Raw genomic sequence first — 22,450 nt, 5'->3', positions numbered from 1 at the left:
ACCAAGTGACCAAACAGTCGTCGTGGTTCAAACTACAGACTTTCAAGCAGGGAGATGTAGGGCGATGCAAGGCCACCCAGACGTAATCGATTACCTCAACACGTTGCTGACCGGCGAACTGGCCGCGCGTGATCAATATTTCGTTCACTCGCGGATGTATGAGGACTGGGGATTCACCAAGCTCTACGAACGAATCAACCACGAGATGGAAGAGGAAGCAGGGCACGCCGATGCCCTGATGCGCCGAATCCTGATGCTGGAAGGCACGCCACGCATGCGTCCGGACGATCTCGATGTCGGCACCTCGGTACCTGACATGCTCGCTGCCGACCTGCGTCTGGAATACAAAGTCCGCGCCGCACTCTGCAAGGGCATCGAGCTCTGCGAGCAGCACAAAGACTACGTCAGCCGCGAGATCCTGCGCATTCAGTTGAACGATACCGAAGAAGATCACACCTACTGGCTGGAGAAGCAGTTGGGGCTGATCAAGTTGATCGGTCTCGAGAACTATCTGCAATCCCACACCTGATTGCAGCCGAGACAAAAAAGCCCCTGTCACCGACAAAGTGACAGGGGCTTTTTCATGGGGCTGACTCAGGCTTTGTCGCGAGCCAGCAGCGGCTTGAGGTAGAAGCCGGTGTGAGACTGCTTCATCTCGGAGACTTCTTCAGGCGTACCGACGGCAATGATCTGCCCGCCTTTGGAACCACCTTCCGGCCCCAGATCCACCAACCAGTCAGCCGTCTTGATCACGTCCAGGTTGTGCTCGATCACCACTACGGTGTTGCCGTGGTCGCGCAGTCGATGCAACACGTCGAGCAGTTGCTGGATATCCGCGAAGTGCAAACCGGTAGTCGGTTCATCGAGGATATACAGCGTCTTGCCGGTATCGCGCTTCGACAGTTCGCGGGACAGTTTCACGCGCTGGGCTTCACCACCGGACAACGTGGTCGCCGATTGCCCCAGCTTGATGTACGACAGGCCGACATCCATCAGCGTCTGAAGCTTGCGCGCCAAGGCAGGCACCGCATCGAAGAACACCCGAGCCTCCTCGATGGTCATCTCAAGGGTTTCATGGATGCTCTTGCCCTTGTACTTGATCTCCAGCGTTTCGCGGTTGTAGCGCTTGCTCTTGCAGACGTCGCACGGAACATAGATGTCTGGCAGGAAGTGCATTTCAACCTTGATCAGGCCATCGCCCTGACAGGCCTCACAGCGTCCGCCCTTCACGTTGAAGGAGAAACGCCCCGGTCCGTAGCCACGCGAACGGGATTCCGGCACGCCAGCGAACAGTTCGCGAATCGGCGTGAACAGCCCGGTGTAGGTTGCCGGGTTGGAGCGGGGCGTGCGGCCGATCGGGCTTTGGTCAATGTCGACGACCTTGTCCAGATGCTCCAGCCCCTTGATGCTGTCGTGAGCCGCAGCCTCGAGCGTCGTCGCACCGTTGAGTGCCGTCGCGCTCAAAGGAAACAGCGTGTTGTTGATCAGCGTCGACTTGCCCGAGCCGGAGACGCCGGTGACGCACGTCAGCAGGCCAATCGGAATCTCCAGATCGACGTTGCGCAAGTTGTTGCCGCGAGCACCCTTGAGGGACAGCGACAACTTCTTGTTCCGCGGTGTGCGTTTGGCCGGGACGGCAATCTTCACCCGGCCTGACAAATACTTGCCGGTCAGGGAGTCAGGGTGAGCCATCACCTCGGCGGGTGTGCCTTCGGCGACGATATGCCCGCCATGAACGCCAGCACCCGGGCCAATATCCACGACATAGTCCGCCAGGCGAATGGCATCTTCATCGTGTTCGACCACGATCACCGTGTTGCCGATGTCCCGTAGATGCTTGAGCGTGCCAAGCAAACGGTCGTTATCGCGCTGGTGCAGACCAATCGACGGTTCATCGAGGATGTACAGAACGCCCACCAGGCCGGCGCCGATTTGGCTGGCCAGACGAATCCGCTGAGCTTCACCGCCGGACAGCGTGTCGGCACTGCGATCCAGCGACAGATAATCGAGACCGACGTTAACCAGGAACTGCAGTCGCTCACGGATTTCCTTGAGGATCTTGTCGGCAATTTCACCGCGACGTCCGGTCAGTTTCAATACGCCGAAGTACTCGCACGCATCGCCAATCGGCAGATTGGTCACCGCCGGCAGCGTCTTCTCGCCTACCCAGACATGCCGCGCCTCGCGACGCAGGCGTGTGCCACGGCAGTCAGGGCAAGGCTGGGTACTGAGGAACTTGGCCAGCTCTTCACGCACAGACGCCGACTCGGTTTCGCGATAGCGACGATCGAGATTCGGCACGATGCCTTCGAACGGGTGCGAACGTTTGACGATATCGCCACGGTCGTTCAGGTATTTGAAGTCGACGTTTTGCGAACCGCTGCCGTGCAGGATGAATTTCTGCTGATCGGCCGACAGTTCGTTGAACGGTACTTCGAGGCTGAACTTGTAGTGCGCCGCCAGCGACCCGAGCATCTGGAAGTAATAGACGTTGCGCCTGTCCCAGCCGCGAATCGCGCCCTCGGCCAGGGTCAGTTCTCCATTGACCAGTCGCTTGATGTCGAAGAATTGCTTCACCCCCAGGCCATCGCACGTCGGGCAGGCACCGGCCGGGTTGTTGAAGGAGAACAGCTTGGGTTCCAGTTCGCTGATCGCGTGGCCACAAATCGGGCAGGCGAAGCGCGCGGAAAAGATGATCTCTTCGCCCGGCTCGTCGTCCATCGGTGCGACGAGGGCGATACCGTCCGCCAGTTTCAGCGCGGTCTCGAACGACTCGGCCAGACGCTGTTGCAGATCGGCGCGGACCTTGAAGCGGTCGACTATGACATCAATCGAATGCTTCTTTTGCTTGTCCAGCTTCGGCAGCTCATCCAGCTCGCAGATCCTGCCGTTGACCCGGGCCCTTACAAAACCCTGGGCGCGCAACTCTTCGAAGACCGAAAGGTGTTCGCCTTTGCGCTCGCGAATCACCGGCGCCAGCAGCATGAGCTTGCTGCCCTCCGGTTGCGCGAGGACCAGGTCGACCATCTGGCTGACGGTCTGCGCTTCCAGCGGAATGTCGTGGTCCGGGCAACGCGGAATACCCACGCGAGCGTAAAGCAGGCGCAGGTAATCGTAGATTTCGGTGATGGTGCCGACGGTCGAGCGCGGGTTATGCGAGGTCGACTTCTGTTCGATGGAAATGGCTGGCGACAAACCTTCAATGGTGTCGACGTCAGGTTTTTCCATCATCGACAAAAACTGCCGGGCATAGGCCGACAGCGACTCGACATAGCGGCGCTGGCCTTCGGCGTACAGCGTGTCGAATGCCAGGGACGATTTGCCGGATCCGGACAGGCCGGTGATGACGATCAGTTTGTCCCGTGGCAGGGTCAGGTCGATGTTCTTCAGGTTGTGGGTTCGGGCCCCACGAATCAGGATCTTGTCCAAAGTGGCCTCGCTCGGCGGGCGTCGAAAACGTAGGAGTATACGGCCAAATACTGGATGGATGCACACTATCAAACGAGTGGATGGCTGTCTTACATGAAGAGTCTGTCAGCGGAGCGCGTCAAAGCGTCGCGATATACCCTGTCAATCGATGGGACTGGTAGAATCGCCGCCGGTTCACATGAGGTTTTTCCATGCACGATCCCCACAGCGAACGCATGAGTGGCAGTGAGACCCGCGCTGCAAGCGGTCTGGCCCTTGTGTTCGCCTTCCGTATGCTTGGCATGTTCATGGTGTTGCCGGTACTGGCGACCTATGGGATGGATCTGGCAGGAGCGACCCCGGCCCTCATCGGGCTGGCGATTGGCGCTTACGGCCTGACCCAGGCGATTTTTCAGATTCCTTTTGGTTTCATTTCCGATCGCATCGGTCGCCGCCCGGTGATTTACCTGGGGCTGATCATCTTCGCCCTCGGCAGCGTGCTGGCGGCCAATGCCGATTCGATCTGGGGCGTGATCGCCGGACGAATCCTGCAAGGCGCCGGGGCCATTTCCGCGGCCGTGATGGCGTTGCTGTCAGACCTGACCCGCGAACAGCATCGGACCAAAGCCATGGCCATGATTGGCATGACGATTGGTCTGTCGTTCGCGGTCGCCATGGTGGTAGGACCGTTGCTGACTCGCGCCTTCGGCCTGTCCGGGTTGTTCCTCGCCACCGGCGGCATGGCGCTGGTGGGTATCGTGATTGTGATGTTCATGGTGCCGCGGTCCACCGGGCCGTTGCAGCACCGTGAGTCCGGCGTTGCGCGTCAGGCGCTGATGCCGACGCTCAAGCACCCCGACCTGTTGCGCCTGGACCTGGGCATTTTTGTGTTGCACGCGATGTTGATGTCGAGCTTCGTTGCATTGCCGCTGGCCCTGGTCGAAAAAGCCGGGTTGCCCAAAGAGCAGCACTGGTGGGTCTACCTGACCGCGCTGCTGATTTCCTTCTTCGCCATGATCCCGTTCATTATCTACGGCGAGAAGAAACGCAAAATGAAACGAGTTTTATTGGGCGCGGTGCTGACGCTGATGCTCACTGAGCTATTCTTCTGGCAGTTCGGCGATAGCTTGCGGGCTCTGGTAATTGGGACGGTGGTGTTTTTTACCGCGTTCAACTTGCTGGAAGCTTCGTTGCCATCGCTGATCAGCAAGGTTTCACCGGCGGGCGGCAAGGGCACGGCGATGGGGGTTTATTCCACCAGTCAGTTCCTCGGATCGGCACTGGGCGGGATACTCGGCGGCTGGATGTTCCAGCATGGCGGTCTGTCGGTTGTCTTCCTCGGATGCGCCGGCCTGGCTGCCCTCTGGTTGGCCTTTGCTGTTACCATGCGCGAACCTCCCTACGTGACGAGCCTGCGCTTGCCGTTGTCGCCCGAGGCGATCCGCGAAGCGGGTCTGGTCGAGCGCCTGATGGCCGTTGTAGGGGTAACAGATGCAGTGATCGTCGCGGATGAAGCGGCGATTTACATCAAATTGGACACCGAACTATTGGATCGCACCACCCTCGAGCGTCTGGTGAACAACCCGGCCGCGACAGCGTGCGAAGCCTAGGAGAACGTTATGGCCCGTGGGGTTAACAAAGTCATATTGGTCGGCACTTGCGGCCAGGATCCCGAAGTTCGCTACTTGCCTAACGGTAACGCCGTGACCAACCTGAGTCTGGCGACCAGCGAACAGTGGACCGACAAGCAAACCGGTCAGAAGGTCGAGAAGACCGAATGGCACCGTGTGTCGATGTTCGGCAAAGTGGCGGAAATCGCCGGCGAATACCTGCGTAAAGGTTCGCAGGTCTACATCGAAGGCAAGCTGCAGACCCGCGAGTGGGAAAAAGACGGTATCAAGCGTTACACCACTGAAATCGTGGTCGACATGCAAGGCACCATGCAACTGCTCGGCGGCCGTCCACAACAGGGCGACCAACAAGGCGGGGGCAATAACTATCAGCAGTCCGCTCCGGCTCCACGCCAGCAGGCTCCGCGCCCGCAGCAGTCGGCACCGCAACAGCAGTCACGTCCAGCTCCACAGCAGCAGACCGCTCCTCAGCCAGCTCCGGATTTCGACAGCTTTGATGACGATATCCCGTTCTGATCCATAGCTTTTCAGAACCGCAGACAAAAAAAAGCGAAGCCCTTGGGCTTCGCTTTTTTGTGGGCGCTGTTAATGGGGCAACGTGCTTACCTTAGCCCGTGCCGAATGCAGCTTCTTGTAGCTATCGATCAGGCGCTGGTGCCTGTCGAGACCCTCCAATTTCATGCTGGTCGGCGTCAAGCCATGGAAGCGCACGCTGCCGTCCACCGAGCCGATCGCTGCATCCATCCGCTCGTTGCCAAACATCCGGCGGAAATTGGATTCGTAGTCTTCCAGTTCCAGGTCTTCGTCCAGCTTCATCTCCAGCACCACATTGACGGCCTGGTAGAACAAGCCACGCTCAACCGTGTTGTCGTTGTACTGCAGGAACATTTCCACCGCTTCTTTCGCCTCTTCAAATTGCTGCAAGGCGAGATAAATCAGCAGCTTCAATTCCAGAATCGTCAGCTGACCCCAAGCGGTATTGTCGTCAAATTCGATGCCGATCAGGCTGGTGATGTCGGTGTAGTCGTCCAGCTCGCTTTCCACCAGACGCTCGACCAGCGCTTGCAGTTCTTCTTCGTCCAGGCGATGCAGGTTCAGGATGTCGGCGCGGAAGAACAGCGCTTTGTTGGTGTTATCCCAGATCAGATCGTCTACCGGATAAATTTCCGAATAGTCCGGCACCAGGATGCGGCAGGCCGTCGCGCCGATATGCTCGTAGACCGCCATGTACACTTCTTTGCCCATGCCTTCGAGAATGCCGAACAAGGTCGCGGCTTCCTCGGCGTTCGAGTTTTCACCCTGGCCGGAGAAGTCCCACTCGACGAATTCGTAATCCGATTTGGAACTGAAGAAGCGCCACGACACCACGCCGCTGGAGTCGATAAAGTGCTCGACGAAGTTATTCGGCTCGGTCACCGCATGACCTTCAAACGTCGGCTGGGGCAAGTCGTTGAGGCCTTCGAAGCTGCGGCCCTGGAGCAATTCGGTGAGGCTGCGTTCCAGCGCCACTTCCAGGCTTGGGTGCGCGCCAAACGAGGCGAACACACCGCCGGTACGCGGGTTCATCAACGTGACGCACATCACCGGGAATTCACCCCCCAGTGACGCATCCTTGACCAACACCGGGAAGCCCTGTTCTTCCAATGCCTGAATACCGGCCAGTATGCCGGGGAACTTGGCCAGCACGTGGGCCGGCACATCCGGCAGTGCAAATTCACCTTCGATGATTTCGCGTTTGACCGCGCGCTCGAAGATCTCGGACAGGCACTGCACCTGGGCCTCGGCCAGCGTGTTACCGGCACTCATGCCGTTGCTCAGAAACAGGTTTTCAATCAGGTTGGACGGGAAATACACCACCTCGCCGTCCGACTGGCGTACGTAGGGCAGCGAGCAGATGCCGCGTTCTTCATTGCCCGAGTTGGTGTCGATCAGATGGGAGCCACGCAGCTCGCCGTCGCGGTTGTAAATCTTCAGGCAGTACTCGTCGAGAATTTCAGTCGGCAGCGCGTCTTTACGACCAGGCTTGAACCAGCGTTCGTCCGGGTAATGCACAAACGGCGCGTTGGCGATGTCTTCGCCCCAGAACTGGTCGTTGTAGAAGAAGTTGCAGTTGAGTCGCTCGATAAACTCGCCCAATGCCGACGCCAGCGCGCCTTCCTTGGTCGCGCCCTTGCCGTTGGTGAAGCACATCGGCGAGTGCGCATCGCGGATATGCAGCGACCACACGTTGGGCACGATATTGCGCCACGAGGCGATTTCGATCTTCATGCCCAGGTCCGCCAGGATGGCCGACATATTGGCGATGGTCTGCTCCAGCGGCAGATCCTTGCCCGCAATGTAAGTGCCTGCCTCTGAACTGGAAGCAGGCATCAACAACGCCTGGGCATCGGCGTCGAGGTTTTCCACCTCTTCGATCACAAACTCAGGCCCGGCCTGCACCACTTTTTTCACGGTGCAACGGTCGATGGAGCGCAGGATGCCTTGGCGGTCCTTGTCGGAGATGTCTGCCGGCAACTCGACCTGGATTTTGAAAATCTGGTTGTAGCGGTTTTCCGGGTCAACAATGTTGTTCTGCGACAGACGGATGTTGTCCGTAGGGATGTTGCGCGTGCTGCAGTACAACTTCACAAAGTACGCCGCACACAACGCCGACGAAGCCAGGAAGTAGTCGAACGGGCCCGGTGCCGAGCCATCGCCCTTGTAGCGGATAGGTTGATCGGCCACCACCGTGAAGTCGTCGAACTTGGCTTCAAGCCGAAGGTTGTCGAGAAAGTTGACCTTGATTTCCATGGGGGATTACCAGAATAACGGGCTAGACGATTTGGCCGCCATTATCCGGCTTTTCAGCGGTAAGTCTTGTGGTTGTCTGGTCCTTGATCAGGTTTACAGCTGTTTCACCCAGACGCCCGATGCACGGCACCGGGCTTTTTCTAAACGATGAATTGTTCAGTCGAGTATCAGGTGCGGCAGGAACCGGCTCGAATCCTTGGTGATCAGGCTGTTGTCTTCACGCACTCCGATCCCTGCCGCCTGATCGCCGATCACCCAAGAACCGATCAGCGTGTAGCTATCACCAAACTGCGGAAGCGGCGCGAACTCCTGAAGGATAAACGGCGCGTCCGTGTAGGGCCCGTCCTCTTTTACGATCAGACCGTCCGCTGTTTGCAGCTCGATGTTGGCGCCTTCCCGCGAGAAGAACGGCTTGCGCACCCAACCCTTGGGCACCGCCGTGTTCGGGTCGGTATCCAGATGGGCGGCGAGCAGGTTCGGATGGCCTTTGTTGAATTCCCACAACAGCGGCAGGATGCCTTTGTTGGAGATGATGGATTTCCAGGCCGGTTCGAAAAACTGCGTATCACTCTGGGCAATCGCTGCACCAAAGGGCTCGTGGAAGATGAACTCCCAGGCGTGCAGTTTGAACAGGTGAGGAATCCAGCGATCTTCAAGATCGACGAAGCGTCCGTCACTGGTCAGGCCAATGTCTTCGATGTCGATGTGGCGGGATTCGATGCCGACCTTTTCCGCCACCAGCCGCAGGTAATCGGTGGTGCCTTTGTCCTCGACCGAGTCTTTCATCGAGGCGAAATAGAAGGGCCGTGTAAGCTGCAATTGAGCAAAGGCCTGATGCAGCTTGGTGTCGATGCTGTTGAACTGGTCGGCGTGCTTGGGCAGCAAGCCGCGTTCGATGCATTGCTCCAGCCAGCCCCACTGGAACGCCGCCGCTTCGTACAGGCTGGTCGGCGTGTCGTAGTTGAGCTCCAGCAGTTTGGCCGGGCCACTTCCGTTATAGGAAAAGTCCATGCGCCCGTACAGATGCGGATGACCTTCCAGCCATGACGTACGAACCAGGTCGTAGAACGGTGCCGGAATGCTCAGGCGCCCCAGCAACTCCTCGCTCTGCACCACGCGGGCCACCAGGTCCATGCACATCTCATGAATCTCGGTGGTCGGGTCTTCCAGGTCGTTTTCGATCTGCTTGAGCGTGAACTGGTAGTACGCGCTCTCGTCCCAATAGGGTTCGTCGTCGATGGTGTGGAACATAAAGCCGAGATTCTCGGCAGTCTGTTTCCAGTCAGGACGCTCTGCGCAATGGATTTTCTTCATGGCCCGGTTTCCTTAACTGCTCGACCCGCCGCCGCCCCAGCCGCTGCGCGCACTGGCTTTGCTGCCGAAGCCGCCACGGGAAGTGGACGAGGCAACGGACACCGGCTTGCTTGCAGAAGAACGGATCGAGTCGGCGTAATTGCTGCTGCCGTATCGCGCCTGATTGGATTTGGTAAAGGTCGAACCTTTCGAAATCCGCTGGCCGAGCGTCGACGACGAATAGCTGCCCCGGTCGTCGCGGTAGCGGTAAACCGGCTCGGAGTAATAGCTGTTGCGGTTGTTGCTCAGCATGTTGCCGATCAGCAGGCCCGTCAGCAGGCTGGTGCCGGAGAATCCGGAGCCGCCACTGTTCGCTTCCGAGGCGGGCAATTGCGCTTTGGCGGCGTCCACCTGGGATTGCGTCACCTCGCCATCGGCGGTCAATTCGAAGCCGCCGAGTTTGGGGATGAATTTGCCGGCGGAGTCCTGCTGGCACCAGTCGGCGACGAAGTCAGCGTCGCAATCGGCCTGGTTGTCGTACACCGGTGCAATGCGCCGATGCTCAGCCATGGCGGTCATGAAGGCGTCCGAGCAGACGTCCACCGGAAGTTTTTCATCGGCGCATTGCTGCACGGACTGGAAGTTGTACTTCTTCTGTACCGCGTAGGTTTTTTCTGTTGGCCCGCAACCTGATATCGCCATGGCGACCGATGCTGCCAGCGAGAGCTGAACGTACTTGCTTCGTTTCATCGGGAGCTCCGTGCGCGATCAGTTCGAGGTAGGGGTCATGCAGGCGGCATTCAACATGCCGACGCTGATGGCCACGGCTGCCACGTAGATACCGGCGGCGATTTCGCCTTTCTTGATGCGCTCGGAGGTGCCCTTGAGCACCAGGCTGGTCATCAGGAACGCCAGCAATTGCACGAATGCCGCAATGACTGCCCAGACGACGAAATCGAGAATGCTGATCGAGTAGGCAATCACGTTGCTGGCCGGAATGGCGAAACCGATGACGGCGCCGCCCAAGGCGATTGCGGCCGCGACGTTGCCCGAACGGATCAGTTCGAATTCTTTGTGCGGGGTGAGGCGGGTGTAGATGAACTGGAACAGCGCGAACAGCACGGCGGCGCCGACGATGTACGCAACAAACCCGAACACGGCGGCTTTGTTCAGGGAGACGGAGAGCGCTTCTAGCATGGGTTTCTTCCTTTTTAAAAAGTGTTCAGGTCGGTGGTGTACAGTGAAATGCCCAACGAAGTGCTCAAACTGATCGTGCCTTCGGCGTCTTCTTCGACGGAAAACAGCAGGAACTCACGACGGTCGGTCAGGCCGGTTTCGCGGGCGTACAGCATCGAACGGTGCTCGATACTGTAGGACTCCTCCGGATTGTTCAGCTGTTCGCTCAACGCCACCAGTTCTGTCTGGCCATTTTCGGTGCCCCATTCGCGGGTGTACTCGACGCCGTTGTGGGTGTAGGTCGGCAGCCCGATCAAGCTTTGCGGGCCTGCCAGCCGACGCAGCTCCGCTTCGCTGCTGATGGTGATGTAGCTGAGGTAGTTGAACAGGATCACCGACTCGATCTGGCCAGCGATATCGCCGGTGGTGTGCACTTGCAGCCAGTAGTCTTCGTCGTTCATGTAATAGCGCGACAGCCAGGTCGACTGCCCGAGGTCAATGGTGCCGTTGCTCCAGACCTGTTGGGAGCCGGGAATGGCCACCGAGGTTTTTTCGTCGAGCAACAATTTAAGCGTGGTGTCGAACATTACGCCTTTGCCCAGCGCCAGACCCAACGGGCCGGTGGCTGGTTGGGTTTGGTTGGCTGTCCATTTCGACTCTGTATTCGCGTTCGGGGCCTCAAGCCCCATCAACTGCTTAAACCATCCCATTGGAGATTTCCTTGAGGCGAGTGGAGGCGATGTAGAAGAGCTCGCCGCCGTCAATGCGCGTCGCGCCGGGCGGGTTGATCGATGGTTGTCGGGCGCCCTTGGCGCGATAGCCGATGAGGGTGGCGTTGTGACGTTCTTTCATCTGCGTGTACAGATCGCCGAACGTCGCGTTAAACGTCTCGGGCAGTTTCATCAGGTATTGGGTCGCGCCCTGGCCCACGCACAGCAATTCGTTGATGACCACGGACGAACCCGGGTCCTGGGAGGCGCGCACGAGCATCTCGATGGCCATGCTTGACGTGCATTCCAGGCTGGGAGCGTAGGCGCTGGCGAGTGCGGCGATTTCACTGTCGTTGAAATGCGCGACCACATGCCCGACAGGTTTCAGCTGATTGACCGCCAGTACGGTGGCCAGGGTCAGGTCGTCTGAATGGGTTCGCACCAGTACGCGCTCGGCTCCGGGAACGCCGGCACGCAATAGCAGTGCCACCGAGGACAGGCTTTCGCCCTTGATGAAGGCTGCCTGGCCGGGCATGGGATTTTCTTCAAGGGTGCAATCGCAAATGACGATCAGGTTGTCGTTCGAGGTTTCATCCTGAAGCAACAATTCGACGACCCGTTCGCTGGACGCACCTTCCCAGCCGATGAGCACCGTATGCCCGACTTTGCCGGTGTAATCACCTTTGCCCTTCATGCCTTTTCTCCATACATCGATAACACTGCTGGTGGTTTTGCCGATGGCGGCCGTCAGCAGCGCAATGCCGCCGAGCATGACCCAGGTGGCCACGAAAATGCGCCCCGCCGATGTCTGTGGCGCGAGATCGCCATAGCCTACGGTCAGCGTGGTGGTGAGATAGAAGTAGGTAAACGTGGCGGGGGCGGTGAGGTGCTGTTCGCCCAGCAACACCAGGCCCAGATACGCCGTGGTCAGGTGCACGCCCAAGGCAATGACCAGTCCTGCCCAGCCGAATCGGTGGAAGAGGGACGAGGCATACATGCGCAGTAAAAGGAAAATCGACATTGCGTCCCTGACTCCGTGGGTATTCATTCCTTGGCGACGTTATCGCCTCGGCGTCTGAATGCTCAAGTGCGGTTAACCGGCGGCATTAAACCTGCTGCGCGGCGCAGAGAAAAGTACTTTGGCTGCAATAAATCCGGCGAGCGCACCAAAGAGATGCCCTTCGAAGGACACACCCTGGCGCGGAAGAAAGCCAAAAACCAGGCCGCCATACAGCAATGCCACGACGCTGGCCGTGATCAGGTTGCCCCAGCTGCGGTGAAACCAGGCGCGGGACAGCAGATAAGCCCAGAGCCCGAATACCCAGCCGCTGGCACCGATGTGCACGCCGGAAAACCCGAACAGCCAGACCAGCGAACCGCCCAGCAGAATGATGATCGCACTGACGGTGAGGAACCGGTTGAGCCCCTCGACAATGACCAGGGTACCCAGAATCAGGAAGGGAATCAGGTTGGCGCTGAGGTGCGCAAAGGATGCGTGCAAAAAGGGTGACGTGATGATGCCGACCAATCCGTGGACGGTTCTCGGCACCAGGCCGAAGGCCACAAGGCTGTAGCCGGTCGCGACATTGAGCAGTTGCAGCGCCACCATGAAAATGGCGAGGCTGGCGATTGTCTTGAAACCCTTCAGGGTATCCATCCTTGACCTCGTATCAATCAGAATTGCAACGCAAAGCCATGTGGGAGCGAGTCTGCTCGCGAAGAGGGAGTGTCAGTCAACATTAATGTCGCCTGACAAACCGTAATCGCTAGCAGGCTAGCTCCCACAGGTTATGTATCTGCGACTGAGTGGGTTACTCAGCCGATTTCTGCTTCAGGCGTTCCAGGATCGCGTTTGCGCTGCCCGCGTCCGGCGTGATGCCGGCTTCGCGCAGTTTGCGCTCCAGGTCGGTACCGGTCGAGGCATCGGCCAGTTGGTCCTGGGCTTCCAGTTCCGCGGCACGTTGCTGCTGCTTGGCCTGCAAGCGATTCAACGTACCGACGGCGGTTTCCAGTTTGCCATTGGCGCCGCCGCTGGCGATGGACGCGCTGACCTGTGCTTTCTGTACGCTTTCGCGGGCCTTGGCCATGTCCACTTGCTGGCGCAGGCTTTTGATGCGGTTTTCAGCCTTGGTGATGTCTTTGCGCATGTTTTCCGCATAACCACCGAATTCAGTGGCCTGCTTCTGCTCGACATCCAGTTCATTGGTCAGGGTCGAAATGGCTTCGGCCACTTCCAGTGCCAGATCCTCACGGTTCGCCTGGATCGCGGCCAGGGCTTTGGATTCCAGGTCCTTGATTTTGGCGTTGTACTCGCTGACGCGATCGGCCGACAGTTTGTGCTTGGCCATGATGGTCACCAACTCACGCTTGGCGTTGGCCAGCGCGCTGTCAGCATCGCGAATTTCCTGGTCGAGGATGCGCAGGGCCTGTTGGTCGACGATCGATTCGCCGACTTCGTTGGCGCCGCCACGCAGTGCGGTGAACAATTTGCTCCAGATGGACTGAGTCATTGGATATTCCCTGATTCCCGAATAATTAATTGAAGAAACGTTCGAAGGCTTCGCTGGCGCGCTGCACGTTGTCGACGAGGGTTTTGACCTCGGTCACGACGTTGGTCAGGCTCGAGTCGGAGCTGAGTGCGCCAAACATGTTGTAAACGACCTGCCCGTTGGGCATGGACTCGATACCGATCGACGACAGCGGAAACATTTCCCGGCTGCGCAACACGGCATCATTGAAGGCCGGCACGTCTTTGATCGACTCGACGTCGACCAGCACGGTATCGACGATGATCTGGTCGCCCACCACCGCGATGTAAATCGGCAAGCCACCGAAGTCGTTCATTTCCAGCTTGATGCTGGACTCGGAGCCTTGAACGAGGGAGAGGGTGATGTCGTTCGAGACCACTTCGTCCAGGGCTTGAAGGGCGCTGTAGAGGCGATCGATGTTCCAGTTGTTACCTGCGCTCATGTAATTCTCCGACATGAATGAGCCAGCCCGAATCGGTTGGCGTAGCTGTTTCTCCATCTGCTTGAGCAGGCTTCGGTTTTCGGGAAGCACCCAAGTCTCGTGTTTCACATAACCGGCGGCCCCCAGGCCCGCCCGCATCTGCTTCATGTAGAAGCTCGACGGTTTTTTCGCGGACGGTTTCGAGCGCTCTCCCTTGCGGCTCGCTGAATCGGTCACAGACCCGGCAGGCGGATCTGATGGAGAGCTGCTGTTCATGGTGCTGACCTCGTTGTGAAAAACTCACGCGTGAGAAACACTACAGGCAAATCTGGCAACCCTCAATAGCTCACGCGTGAGATTTTTCGGGCTCTGGGAACTGTGGGTTCAAAAGTGTTTTCTTTCCACGCACGACGGTGGGAGCGAGCAGGCTCGCTCCCACAGGTCCTTCGTTTCAAACAGCCAGAAACTCGTTAGTAGAGATTACGCTGGCGTAGGCAAAGCCCAATGCCGACATGAAGGCAGCGTGAACGTGGGCGGCCGGAACGGTGAGGCCGTTGAACTCCAGGTCACGGGAGGCGCAGGCGTCGTGGATCACCGTGACGCTGTAGCCGAGGTCGTTGGCCGCGCGGGTGATGCCGTCGATACACATGTGGCTCATGCTGCCGACCACCACCAGTTCCTTGATGCCTTTTTCGTCGAGAATGGACTGCAGTTCCGTTTCGCGGAACGAGTTGACGAAGTGCTTGAGCACCACCGGCTCGTCGGCACGGTTCAGGACTTTGGGGTGCAGCTTGGCGCCTTCGGAGCCGGGGGTGAAGAACGGCGCTTCGTCGGACGTGAACTCGTGGCGAATGTGCACCACCGCGTCGCCGGCATCGCGAAACGCTTTGAGCAGACGCACGGCGTTATCCGCAGCAGCGTCGGCGCCGACTAGCGGCCACTTGCCTTGGGGGAAGTAGTCGTTTTGGATATCAACTACGATGAGTGCTTGCTTGGCCATGACTGTTTCCTCGAAGTATGTGTTGGGTGTGGAATGAAGTATTGGCTGCGCACGGTCGTTCGAGGATTGGCCGCACCGACAATTGAAGGGGGAAAACTGACAATGGACGCACCAAGGGCAATCGCCGAGCTGGGCGTGCTGATTTATCCCGGCGCGCAGATGGCGGCGGTGCACGGGCTGACGGACTTGTTCGGGGTGGCGAACCGGATTGCCGCCGAGCATCAGTCGGCGCAGTTGCCGCTGCTGCGGGTCAGCCATTGGCAGGTCGATGGCGATCAGGTGCCCGAGCGCGTCTATGACAGTCAGCCCGCGCCGGACGGCGCATTGGTGGCGGTGTTGATCCCGCCGTCGATTGGCGGTTTTTTCGAAGGCCAGGCACCGCAAGGCTTGCTGAGCTGGATTCGTCAGCAACATGCACAGGGCGCGACCCTCGGCGGCGTCTGTGTGGGTTCGATTCTATTGGCTGAAAGCGGCCTGCTCGACGGCCGCAGCGCCACCACCCACTGGAGCTCGGCCAAGGCTTTCGCCGAGCGGTATCCCGCGATCAAGCTCAAGGCCGATACGCCGATCGTCGATGACGGCGACCTGATCACCACGGCCGGGTTGATGGCCTGGTCCGAGCTGGGGTTGCGCCTGGTGGACCGGCTGCTGGGGCCGAGCATCGCCACCGGCACCGCACGGTTTCTGGTGGTGGAACACAGCGACAGTGCAAGTGAATGTGGCAGCAACTTTTCACCGATCCTCAGCCACGGCGATGCCTCGATTCTCAAGGTTCAGCATTGGCTGCAAAGCACCGGCGCGACCGATGTTTCGCTGACGACCATGGCCGAACGGGCAGGGCTGGAAGAGCGGACCTTTCTGCGCCGGTTCCGCGCTGCGACCGGGCTGAAACCCACCGAGTACTGCCAGCATTTGCGGGTCGGCAAGGCCCGGGAAATGCTTGAGTTCACCAACGGCACCATCGACCACATTGCCTGGACTGTGGGTTATCAGGACCCGAGCGCGTTTCGCGCGACATTCAGAAAGATTACCGGGTTGGCACCGAGTGATTATCGGGCGCGGTTTGGAGTGACGCCCTCAAACGTTGCTCGTTAGCCAGAATGCCGCCGATCAAAATGTGGGAGCGAGCTTGCTCGCGATGAGACCATAACATTCAGCGTTGATTTCGACTGATCCACCGCAATCGCCGGCAAGCCGGTCTCGCTCCCACAATGACCTTGCGTATCGCGTGAGTCGTGCAAAATGCCGGGAGTGAACGAGCAGTCGTGCAGAATGAGACAGGCTCAGTGCTATTACCCATTCGGCAACTGATTGAATTGTCGAAGGTTTCAATACGGGAGCCCTTGGCCTGATCTCTGCACCCCTCCCACTACATTCATCGAGCGCCGATTGAAGGGGGACGCATGACCCCAACAAACCGCAATAAACTGGTAGTCGCCCATTCGGTGCGGCCCGACGCGCCACAGCATGAAGTCGACACCAATCGCGCATTGGCCCGATGGCTGGCGCAGGTTCTCGGGTTCAAATTTGGCGGCAGTTACGACCCCGAACACCACGCAGGCTGTGATCTTTATCTGCTGCCAACCCAAACCCTGGTCGGCGCTGCTGCCGCGCGGCAATTGGGCGTCAAGGGCCCGAAGGATTTGTGGGGGGGCTATGTCGAACATGATTTCATCTGCACCAAAGCCATCAGCCACGGCCTGCGCAGTAAAAACGCTGTTGCTCCACACGGCTGGTCGCCATTGTTTTCCGAACGGGTGCGCAGCGTGGTGCTCGATGGTCTGAGCGTGTTCTCCCTCGACGATGCACGTCCGGCAGCGGAGCATTTGCTCTATAGCGGCCCGATTCGCCTGAAACCGATCCATGCCTGCGCCGGACGCGGTCAGGAGGTGATCCAGAGCCTCGACGAATTCGATGCGATCCTCGGCAGGCCCGATGCCAAGGCGCTGTTCACCGAAGGTGTGGTGTTGGAGCAAGACCTGAGCGATGTGGTGACTCACAGTGTCGGCCAAAGCTTCATCGGCGACGCCGTGCTCAGTTACTGCGGTGATCAGTACTTGACCGCAGACGGTCATGGCGAGCAGGTTTATGGAGGTTCCAATCTGCTGGTGGTGCAGGGCGGCTACGACGATCTGCTCGAACTGCAACTGCCCGAGGATGTGCGCTTGGCCATCCAGCAAGCGCAGGTGTTCGACCGCGCGGCGGACGAGGCCTATCCCGGCTTCTATGCCTCGCGGCGCAACTACGACATCGCGCAAGGCCTGGACAGTAACGGCAAACAGCGCAGCGGTGTGCTTGAACAGTCCTGGCGCATGGGCGGTGCCAGCAGTGCCGAAGTGGCGGCGTTGCAGAGCTTCGTCAACGACCCGGGGATGCGTGCAATTCGCGTGTCTTCGGTGGAAACCTACATCGATCAAGCGCTGCCGGCGGATGCCATCGAGGTGTACCGCGGGCCGGCGCAAAACAGTGAATTTCTCCTCAAGTACGTAACGGTCAAATCCTATGACGGCTAGAAGCGAAACCATCCAGATCGACATCGACGATGAACAAATGATCGGGACTTTTCTCAGCCCCAAATCGAAAGTCCCCGGCGTGCTCTTCGTGCACGGTTGGGGCGGCAGTCAGGAGCGTGATCTTGAACGGGCCAAAGGCATCGCCGGTTTGGGCTGTGTGTGCCTGACGTTCGACTTGCGCGGGCACACCGGCGGCACCGGCATTCCGCTGACACGGGTCACCCGTGAAGACAACCTGCGAGACCTGCTGGCGGCGTACGACCGTTTGCTCGCGCATCCAGCGCTCGATACCTCGGCGATTGCCGTGGTCGGCACCAGTTATGGCGGCTATCTGGCTTCGATTTTGACGTCATTGCGCCCGGTGCGCTGGCTGGCACTGCGGGTGCCGGCGTTGTATCGCGATGAACAATGGCACACGCCCAAGCGCGAACTGGACAAGCTCGATTTGCGTGATTACCGCAGCACGCTGGTGCGCGCCGACAACAATCGCGCGTTGCATGCCTGTTCGCAATTTACCGGGGATGTGCTGCTGGTGGAGTCTGAGACGGACGACTATGTGCCCCACGCGACCATCATGAGTTACCGGGCCGCGTGTCAGCAGACGCACTCGCTGACCCACCGCATCATCGACGGCGCCGACCACGCGTTGAGCGAGCCGGTGTCGCAGCAGGCGTATACCTCGATCCTGGTGGACTGGATTACCGAGATGGTGGTGGGTGAGCGGTTGAGCATTATCCAGTCGAAGTGAGTGGTGGTGCTCCTGACGCCATCGCGAGCAGGCTCGCTCCCACAGTTGAACTCGGTCTAATGTGGGAGCGAGCCTGCTCGCGATGGCGTCTTCAAAGGCACCCAATCACGTGGGCTTCTTCGCAATCCGCAGCGACTTGGCCTTGGCCTCGACGATCAAATACATCACCAACGTAATCAACAACGGCAGGATGAAATAAATCGCCCGATACGCCAGCAAGCCCGCCACCAGACTTCCCCGCGAAGCCTCATGTTGCAGCAACGCGACAAACACCGCTTCCAATACCCCGAGCCCCGCCGGAATGTGCGTAATCACCCCGGCTATCGCGCTGATCAACAACACGCCAAGCACGAGTGGATAATCCAGTTTGCTCGGCAGAAGGGTGAAAATCACCGCCGCCATCAGCGACCAGTTCAGCGCTCCGAGCGCCAGTTGCAGCATCGCCATGCGCAGGGATGGCAAGTTGATTTCGACGCCGCGAATCGCCCACTCGCGCCGCTTGGAAAACTGACAAGCCGCCAGGTAACCCGCGCTCACCAGCAGCAACAAAATACCCACGCCCTGCAAGGCACCACTGCTGAGTTTCCAGCCCGGTGGCATGCGTACCAGTCCGCTGCTGAACACTGCGCCGGCAATCACCATGTAGCCGAACCAGTTGGTCGCCAGGCTCAGCCCGAGGATTTTCGCGATGTTGCTTTTACTCACGCCGAGCCGCGAGTAAAGCCGATAGCGCATGGCAATGCCGCCGACCCAGGCACTCAGGTTGAGGTTGAAGGCGTAGCTGATGATCCCCACGGGCAGGATCTGCTTCCAGGTCAGGTCCTGTCGGATATAGGTACGGCCAATCAGGTCGAAGCAGGCGTACACCAGAAAACTCACCAGCGTCAGCCCGGAGGCGATGATCAACGTGCGCACTTTGAAATCGGCGAGGGTGTCGAACACCTCGTTCCATTCGATGCGCTGGGCCAACAGGGTGAAGAGGACGATCAGCGCCAGGAAAAACAGCATCGTCAGCGGTTTTTTCCACTGACTCCAGCGTGTTTTTTTTATCGAGGCGGGCGTCGGGCTGTCGGCGTGAGGTGACGAGTGGGTTTCAGCGCGGTCCATGGCGATCACTCCCGGCAGCGTGGGTGAAGGGTTTCAGGCGCGGCTTGTGTGCCGGCAGCCAACCGGCCCAGGCCGGGAAATGCCGCAGGAAGTGAAACACCAGAAAGCCGACGGTCATGTGCCAGACCCTTCCGCGCGGGGATTTGTCCGCACACATGGCTTTGCAATGGTTGTTGCTCAGCGTTTCAAGGCGTTCGAACAAATCGCGGTTGAAGGCCCGATCGCGGATCAGCACATTGGCTTCCAGGTTCATCGACAGGCTCAACGGGTCGAGGTTGCTTGAGCCAACGGTGCTCCAGTCTTCGTCCACCAGCGCGACTTTGCCATGCAACGGGCGCTCGCAATATTCGTGAATCTGCACCCCGGCCTTGAGCAAGTAGTCATAGGTCATGCGCGCCGCCAGTTTGGCCACCATCATGTCAGGCTGGCCTTGCAGGATCAGTCGCACCTCGACGCCCCGGCGCGCGGCGTTGCGTATCTCGCGCAGCAAGCGATAGCCGGGAAAGAAGTAGGCGTTGGCAATCACCACGCGACGTTGGGCGGTGCGCAGGACTTGTCGATAAACCTCTTCGATGTCGGTCTGATGATCACCGTTGTCGCGGTACACCAAACGGACCTGGCCATCGTGATCGTTGAACGCCAGCTCCGCCCGCCGCTGCCGCCGGCGCTGCCACCAGTATTTGGCGCGGGCCGGGCGACCGCATTGCAGCAGGGCGAAATGATGAATGTCGGCCACCGCCGGGCCTTGCACTTCAACCGAATAATCCTGCTTGGCCTCGGGGCCGAAGTCGGCCAGATGGTCAGCAGAAAAGTTGATCCCGCCGATGAACGCAATCGCGCCGTCGACCACCACGATTTTGCGGTGCAGGCGTCGGAACCAATTGGTGCGGATACCCAACCGCTTCGGTGCCGGGTCAAATATTTGCAGGTGCACACCGGCCTCGCTCAATGCGGTGAGATAGCCGGTGCTCAGCTCGCCGCAGCCAAAACCGTCGAGACTGGCGGTGACCCGCACACCTCGTTGAGCCGCGTCGATCAGCACTTGCTGCAGCTCATCGCCGACTTTGTCCTCGAACACAATGAAGGTTTCCAGGAGGATTTCAGTCTTGGCCTGGCGCATGGCTTCGAACACCCGCGGGAAATATTCTTCGCCGTTTTCCAGCAGATCCACCCGGTTGTTGCCCTGCCAACCGTACTCAACGTCGACCACCCCGGGTTCACGCACCGGCGGATTGGTGGGCACGTGTTCCACGGTGGTCTTTTCCATCGGTGCGCTGCTCATAGCTCGATCTCCACCGATAGCGGTGCGTGGTCGGAAAGGTGTGACCAGGGTCGCGCCGCCAGGACTTGCGGACGGCTGGCCTTGAGGTTGCGTACGTAGATGCGGTCCAGGCGCAAGGCCGGCATTCGAGCCGGAAAACTGCGCGCCGGTTTGCCGTGGTGTTCGGCGAAGACCTCGCGCAAACCACAGGGCTTGAGCAGCGCATCGGCGCGCTGGCGCCAATCGTTGAAGTCACCGGCGACAATCACTGGCGCGTCGCTCGGCAATTCTGCGAGGCGCTGGGTCAGCAGTTTCAATTGTTCGTTACGATGGGTTTCGCGCAGCCCCAGATGGACGCAAATCGCGTGCACTTCCGGGCCATCGGCGGGCAGGCGCAATACGCAATGCAGGATGCCGCGGTTCTCGTGTCCACTGATGGACACGTCAAGGTTGTCATGGCGAATGATCTGGAATTTCGACAGCAGCGCATTGCCGTGATCGCCCGCCGGGTACACCGCGTTGCGCCCGTAGGCAAATTGCGGCCATAGCGTGTCGGCGAGAAATTCGTACTGCGGCATCGTCGGCCAGTTGCTGTAGCGCCGGGGATGATGTTCGTGGGTGCCGTGGACTTCCTGCAAAAACACCACGTCGGCGGACACGCTGCGCACCGCTTCACGCAGTTCCGGCAGGATGAAACGCCGGTTCAGCGCGGTAAAACCCTTGTGTGTGTTGACCGTCAGCACGGTGAAGCGGCGCACGGCGGCCATGGTTGGCGGCTGATCATCGGTGGCGTTGAACGGCTCGGGCCCATTCATGGCAGCCCCCCTTCGGCAGCAGGCTCACCGGGGGCGGTGACGAGGCTCTTGTCGAGATGGAAATGTTCGAGCAAACGGCGGGCATCGAAGGGCGCGCGGACCTTGATGTCATTGTCGAAATAGCAAAACACTTCGCGGGATTTGCGCGTCTTGGGCTTTTGCCGCGGTGCGATCAGTTGCGGGTCGGAGGGTTGTCGGCCGTGGTTCCAGGCGTCGATCCGTTCACCCCAGCGCTCCAGCGCTTCGGGGGTGTAACCGCTGGCATAGAGTTCTTCGGCGCCGTGCAGGCGCAGGTAGACGAAGTCACTGGTGATGTCTTCGCGATACGGCCATTTACCGGCGGTGTCAGCGATGACCAGGGCAACGTTGTGACGTTTGAGCAGGCGGACAAACGCCGGGTCGACGAAGGTGTCGTTTCTGATCTCCACGGCATGGCGCAAAGGCTTTTTCTTGTAAGCCTTCATGCTGGCGTGACCGCTCACGTGCGAATCATGCTGGCGGGCGAGGTGGGCGGCCTGTTCGGTGTCGCGGGGTAATTGCTCGAGAAAGTGTTCGAACAGCTCGGCGTCGAACTTGAAGTTCGGCGGGAATTGCCAAAGGACAGGGCCGAGTTTTTCCTTGAGTTCCAATACCCCTGAGGCAAAGAAGTTCGCCAGGGGTTTATGGACATCTCGCAGGCGTTTGATGTGGGTGATGAACCGCGGGGCTTTGATGCTGAAGACGAAGTCTGCCGGGGTTTCGTCGTACCACTGGGCGTAACGTTCGGGCCGTTGCAGGGCGTAAAACGATCCATTGATCTCGATGCTGTTGACCGCCCGTGACGCGAACTGCAATTCGCGCTTCCGGGTCAGCCCCTTCGGGTAGAAATCGCCCCGCCAGGGTGTGTAGCGCCAGCCTGAAATACCAATGTGAATCCCCGCCATGTCGCCTCCTGTCTGATGGTCCTCGGTTGCCCCTGTCTTTTGATGACTGCGGGGCAAGCGAGAAAGTTTCGACGGGACTACGGACGGTAAACGCGAAAGAACATCAAGGATCCTGTGGGAGCGGGC

Annotated in this window: 21 protein-coding genes; 6 read left to right on the top strand and 15 right to left on the bottom strand. The window is 59.3% G+C overall.

From position 1 onward, the window contains the following. Positions 1-64 precede the first annotated feature (64 nt). Positions 65-529, top strand: coding sequence for a bacterioferritin (gene bfr, locus Q7W83_RS25160; protein ID WP_150630300.1), 465 nt, complete (start codon positions 65-67; stop codon positions 527-529). Positions 530-594: 65 nt separating this feature from the next. Here bfr and uvrA read toward each other — a convergent pair whose 3' ends face one another. After that, positions 595-3,429: an excinuclease ABC subunit UvrA gene (uvrA, locus tag Q7W83_RS25155; RefSeq protein ID WP_150630301.1), complete on the bottom strand. Its 2,835-nt coding sequence runs from the start codon at positions 3,427-3,429 to the stop codon at positions 595-597. Positions 3,430-3,620: 191 nt separating this feature from the next. Between uvrA and Q7W83_RS25150 the strand changes: the two genes are divergently transcribed. Both Q7W83_RS25150 and Q7W83_RS25145 read left to right on the top strand, forming a co-directional pair. Beyond that, the gene (locus tag Q7W83_RS25150; protein ID WP_150630302.1) at positions 3,621-5,018 is read left to right on the top strand and encodes an MFS transporter; all 1,398 of its coding nucleotides are present in this window, start codon (positions 3,621-3,623) and stop codon (positions 5,016-5,018) included. Between the two features lie 9 nt (positions 5,019-5,027). After that, a complete protein-coding gene (locus Q7W83_RS25145; protein WP_473657551.1) occupies positions 5,028-5,555 on the top strand; it encodes a single-stranded DNA-binding protein in 528 nt (175 codons plus the stop codon). A 69-nt stretch (positions 5,556-5,624) separates the two neighbouring features. Here Q7W83_RS25145 and Q7W83_RS25140 read toward each other — a convergent pair whose 3' ends face one another. The 10 genes from Q7W83_RS25140 to Q7W83_RS25095 all read right to left on the bottom strand — a co-directional run bounded on the left by Q7W83_RS25140 (position 5,625) and on the right by Q7W83_RS25095 (position 14,957). Then, positions 5,625-7,829, bottom strand: coding sequence for an OsmC domain/YcaO domain-containing protein (locus Q7W83_RS25140; RefSeq protein WP_150638501.1), 2,205 nt, complete (start codon positions 7,827-7,829; stop codon positions 5,625-5,627). A gap of 156 nt (positions 7,830-7,985) precedes the next feature. Continuing rightward, positions 7,986-9,143 carry a glutathionylspermidine synthase family protein gene (locus Q7W83_RS25135; protein ID WP_473657548.1) on the bottom strand — a complete coding sequence of 386 codons (1,158 nt, stop codon included), beginning with the start codon at positions 9,141-9,143 and terminating at the stop codon, positions 7,986-7,988. A gap of 12 nt (positions 9,144-9,155) precedes the next feature. Beyond that, positions 9,156-9,872 carry a DUF1190 domain-containing protein gene (locus tag Q7W83_RS25130; protein ID WP_150638497.1) on the bottom strand — a complete coding sequence of 239 codons (717 nt, stop codon included), beginning with the start codon at positions 9,870-9,872 and terminating at the stop codon, positions 9,156-9,158. Positions 9,873-9,890: 18 nt separating this feature from the next. After that, positions 9,891-10,319: a DUF350 domain-containing protein gene (locus tag Q7W83_RS25125; protein ID WP_150630307.1), complete on the bottom strand. Its 429-nt coding sequence runs from the start codon at positions 10,317-10,319 to the stop codon at positions 9,891-9,893. A gap of 14 nt (positions 10,320-10,333) precedes the next feature. Then, positions 10,334-11,008 carry a DUF2491 family protein gene (locus Q7W83_RS25120; protein WP_150630308.1) on the bottom strand — a complete coding sequence of 225 codons (675 nt, stop codon included), beginning with the start codon at positions 11,006-11,008 and terminating at the stop codon, positions 10,334-10,336. After that, positions 10,995-12,029, bottom strand: a complete 1,035-nt coding sequence (locus Q7W83_RS25115) for an ion channel (protein ID WP_150630309.1) — start codon at positions 12,027-12,029, stop codon at positions 10,995-10,997. The genes Q7W83_RS25120 and Q7W83_RS25115 overlap by 14 nt, the downstream gene beginning before the upstream one ends. A gap of 72 nt (positions 12,030-12,101) precedes the next feature. Continuing rightward, a complete protein-coding gene (locus tag Q7W83_RS25110) occupies positions 12,102-12,665 on the bottom strand; it encodes a rhomboid family intramembrane serine protease (protein WP_150630310.1) in 564 nt (187 codons plus the stop codon). 154 nt (positions 12,666-12,819) lie between these two features. After that, on the bottom strand, positions 12,820-13,518 hold the full coding sequence (locus Q7W83_RS25105; RefSeq protein ID WP_150638493.1) for a PspA/IM30 family protein: 699 nt from the start codon (positions 13,516-13,518) through the stop codon (positions 12,820-12,822). A 25-nt stretch (positions 13,519-13,543) separates the two neighbouring features. Next, positions 13,544-14,125: a YjfI family protein gene (locus Q7W83_RS25100; RefSeq protein ID WP_150630312.1), complete on the bottom strand. Its 582-nt coding sequence runs from the start codon at positions 14,123-14,125 to the stop codon at positions 13,544-13,546. A gap of 283 nt (positions 14,126-14,408) precedes the next feature. Continuing rightward, the gene (locus Q7W83_RS25095; RefSeq protein WP_473657541.1) at positions 14,409-14,957 is read right to left on the bottom strand and encodes a cysteine hydrolase family protein; all 549 of its coding nucleotides are present in this window, start codon (positions 14,955-14,957) and stop codon (positions 14,409-14,411) included. A 102-nt stretch (positions 14,958-15,059) separates the two neighbouring features. Here Q7W83_RS25095 and Q7W83_RS25090 point away from each other — a divergent pair, with 102 nt between their 5' ends. From Q7W83_RS25090 to Q7W83_RS25080, 3 genes are all read left to right on the top strand, one after another. Beyond that, a complete protein-coding gene (locus tag Q7W83_RS25090; RefSeq protein WP_473657539.1) occupies positions 15,060-16,052 on the top strand; it encodes a GlxA family transcriptional regulator in 993 nt (330 codons plus the stop codon). Positions 16,053-16,360: 308 nt separating this feature from the next. Further along, the gene (locus Q7W83_RS25085) at positions 16,361-17,470 is read left to right on the top strand and encodes a DUF3182 family protein (RefSeq protein WP_473657536.1); all 1,110 of its coding nucleotides are present in this window, start codon (positions 16,361-16,363) and stop codon (positions 17,468-17,470) included. Next, complete coding sequence (locus Q7W83_RS25080; protein ID WP_150630316.1) at positions 17,460-18,218, top strand: alpha/beta hydrolase family protein; 759 nt, start codon at positions 17,460-17,462, stop codon at positions 18,216-18,218. Before Q7W83_RS25085 ends, Q7W83_RS25080 begins: the two co-directional genes overlap by 11 nt. A gap of 105 nt (positions 18,219-18,323) precedes the next feature. On the opposite strand, the gene Q7W83_RS25075 is transcribed toward Q7W83_RS25080, so the two are convergent. Genes Q7W83_RS25075 through Q7W83_RS25060 form a run of 4 tightly spaced genes read right to left on the bottom strand, consistent with a single transcriptional unit; the run spans position 18,324 to position 22,324 of the window. Continuing rightward, positions 18,324-19,325 carry a lysylphosphatidylglycerol synthase domain-containing protein gene (locus Q7W83_RS25075; RefSeq protein ID WP_150630317.1) on the bottom strand — a complete coding sequence of 334 codons (1,002 nt, stop codon included), beginning with the start codon at positions 19,323-19,325 and terminating at the stop codon, positions 18,324-18,326. Further along, positions 19,312-20,607 carry a cardiolipin synthase ClsB gene (clsB, locus tag Q7W83_RS25070; RefSeq protein WP_150630318.1) on the bottom strand — a complete coding sequence of 432 codons (1,296 nt, stop codon included), beginning with the start codon at positions 20,605-20,607 and terminating at the stop codon, positions 19,312-19,314. Before clsB ends, Q7W83_RS25075 begins: the two co-directional genes overlap by 14 nt. After that, positions 20,604-21,401 carry an endonuclease/exonuclease/phosphatase family protein gene (locus Q7W83_RS25065; protein ID WP_150638489.1) on the bottom strand — a complete coding sequence of 266 codons (798 nt, stop codon included), beginning with the start codon at positions 21,399-21,401 and terminating at the stop codon, positions 20,604-20,606. The genes clsB and Q7W83_RS25065 overlap by 4 nt, the downstream gene beginning before the upstream one ends. Next, the gene (locus Q7W83_RS25060; protein WP_473657529.1) at positions 21,398-22,324 is read right to left on the bottom strand and encodes a DUF72 domain-containing protein; all 927 of its coding nucleotides are present in this window, start codon (positions 22,322-22,324) and stop codon (positions 21,398-21,400) included. Before Q7W83_RS25060 ends, Q7W83_RS25065 begins: the two co-directional genes overlap by 4 nt. Positions 22,325-22,450 lie beyond the last annotated feature (126 nt).

The sequence above is a fragment of the Pseudomonas sp. 300 genome, from assembly GCF_055803035.1.
Note: the sequence above shows the minus strand (reverse complement) of the source record. Positions and strands in the feature narration are given on the sequence as shown.